The following is a 2,653-nucleotide window of genomic DNA, read 5'->3' as shown; positions in this document are numbered from 1 at the left end:
CTTCAAAACTGCATATAAGAAACGTTTTCATCCTTTTACCTATCACCTTGCTTGGTCATGCCCTCGACCGATTAGTAACAGTCAGCTACATGTGTTACCACACTTCCACCTCTGTCCTATCTACCTCGTCGTCTTCAAGGGGTCTTACTACTCAATCGTAGGGATATCTCATCTTGAGGGGGGCTTCACGCTTAGATGCCTTCAGCGTTTATCCCGTCCCGGCTTGGCTACTCTGCCATGAACCTGGTAGTTCAACAGATACACCAGCGGCCAGTCCACCCCGGTCCTCTCGTACTAAGGGCAGCTCCTCTCAAATATCCTACGCCCACGCCGGATAGGGACCGAACTGTCTCACGACGTTCTGAACCCAGCTCGCGTACCGCTTTAATGGGCGAACAGCCCAACCCTTGGGACCTACTTCAGCCCCAGGATGCGATGAGCCGACATCGAGGTGCCAAACCACTCCGTCGATGTGAACTCTTGGGAGTGATAAGCCTGTTATCCCCAGGGTAGCTTTTATCCGTTGAGCGATGGCAATCCCACTTTATACCACCGGATCACTAAGTCCTACTTTCGTACCTGCTCCACCCGTCGGTGTCGCAGTCAAGCCCTCTTCTGCCTTTGCACTCTACGAATGGTTTCCGTCCATTCTGAGAGGACCTTTGAGCGCCTCCGATACCCTTTCGGAGGCGACCGCCCCAGTCAAACTCCCCACCTGACATTGTCCCCAGACCGGTTCACGGCCTCTGGTTAGAAACCCAATACTGCAAGGGTGGTATCCCAACAGCGGCTCCATGGCTACTGGCGTAACCACTTCTTTGCCTCCCACCTATCCTGTACATGCAATACCGAATCCCAGTATCAAGCTGGAGTAAAGCTCCATGGGGTCTTTCCGTCCTGGCGCAGGTAACCAGCATCTTCACTGGTATTTCAATTTCACCGGGTGCATTGTTGAGACAGTGCCCAAATCATTACGCCTTTCGTGCGGGTCGGAACTTACCCGACAAGGAATTTCGCTACCTTAGGACCGTTATAGTTACGGCCGCCGTTTACTGGGGCTTAAGTTCAAAGCTTCGCGTACGCTAACTTCTCCCCTTAACCTTCCAGCACCGGGCAGGCGTCAGCCCATATACTTCACCTTTCGGTTTTGCATAGACCTGTGTTTTTGCTAAACAGTTGCTTGGGCCAATTCTCTGCGGCCAGCTCTCACTGGCACTCCTTCTCCCGAAGTTACGGAGTCATTTTGCCGAGTTCCTTAACAATGCTTCTCCCGTCGGCCTTAGGATTCTCTCCTCATCCACCTGTGTCGGTTTACGGTACGGGCACAAACTAAACAATAGCGGCTTTTCTTGACGCATGGCTCACATACTTCCCTACTTCTGTTCGGTCCGCATCACGCCTTTGGATTGAAGAGCGGATTTGCCTACCCTTCTCCTACTTCGCTTGCGCCGGTCTTTCCATTCCCGGCTTATGCTTTCCACACGTGTCCCCACAGTTCTGTTAGTTTGTGGTACAGGAATTTCCACCTGTTATCCATCGACTACGTCTTTCGACCTCGCCTTAGGCCCCGACTTACCCAGAGCAGATCAGCTTTACTCTGGAAACCTTAGATATTCGGCCGGAAGGATTCTCACCTTCCTCTCGCTACTCATTCCGGCATTCTCTCTTCGATGCAATCCACAGCTCCTTCCGGTACTGCTTCGTCTCGCATCCAATGCTCCTCTACCAATCAACATTCGTTGATTCCTGAGCTTCGGTAGTGTGTTTCAGCCCCGGACATTTTCGGCGCAGGACCTCTCGACTAGTGAGCTATTACGCACTCTTTGAATGTATGGCTGCTTCTAAGCCAACATCCTAGTTGTCTTTGAAATCCCACATCCTTTTCCACTTAACACACATTTTGGGACCTTAGCTGCAGGTCTGGGCTCTTTCCCTTTCGACTACCCAACTTATCTCGTGCAGTCTGACTCCCATACATCATCTACGCGGCATTCGGAGTTTGATATTCTTCGGTAAGCTTTGACGCCCCCTAGGAAATTCAGTGCTCTACCTCCGCAAGACTCGTATGAGGCTAGCCCTAAAGCTATTTCGAGGAGAACCAGCTATCTCCGGGTTCGATTGGAATTTCTCCCCTATCCACACCTCATCCCCACCCTTTTCAACGGATGTGGGTTCGGTCCTCCATTGCCTTTTACGGCAACTTCAACCTGGACATGGATAGATCACCCGGTTTCGGGTCTACTCTGACTGACTCCTCGCCCTATTAAGACTTGGTTTCCCTTCGGCTCCACACCTTAAAGTGCTTAACCTTGCCAGCCAGCGTAACTCGCCGGACCGTTCTACAAAAAGTACGCGGTTCATCATATAAAGATGTTCCACAGCTTGTAAACATATGGTTTCAGGTTCTTTTTCACTCCCCTCCCGGGGTTCTTTTCACCGTTCCTTCACAGTACTATGCGCTATCGGTCACTAAGGAGTATTTAGCCTTACGGGGTGGTCCCCGCTCCTTCAGTCAAGGTTTCACGTGTCTCGACCTACTCTGGATCCCGCCTTGTCCTTCTCTCTTTCGCTTACGGGGCTTTCACCCTCTCTGGCTGGCTTTCCCAAAACCATTCTGCTAAAGATCTGGAATCAATTCCGCGGTCCGAACCCC

General features: G+C 51.5%; 1 rRNA gene (only partly in view). It reads right to left on the bottom strand.

What is annotated here, in order from left to right:
* Positions 1-51: 51 nt before the first annotated feature.
* Positions 52-2,653: ribosomal RNA gene (locus tag C0979_RS11750) — 23S ribosomal RNA — on the bottom strand; it runs 290 nt beyond the window's last position.

Origin of the sequence: Dorea phocaeensis (assembly GCF_900240315.1) — a bacterium.
GTDB classification, from domain to species: domain Bacteria; phylum Bacillota; class Clostridia; order Lachnospirales; family Lachnospiraceae; genus Dorea_B; species Dorea_B phocaeensis.
Note: the sequence above shows the minus strand (reverse complement) of the source record. Positions and strands in the feature narration are given on the sequence as shown.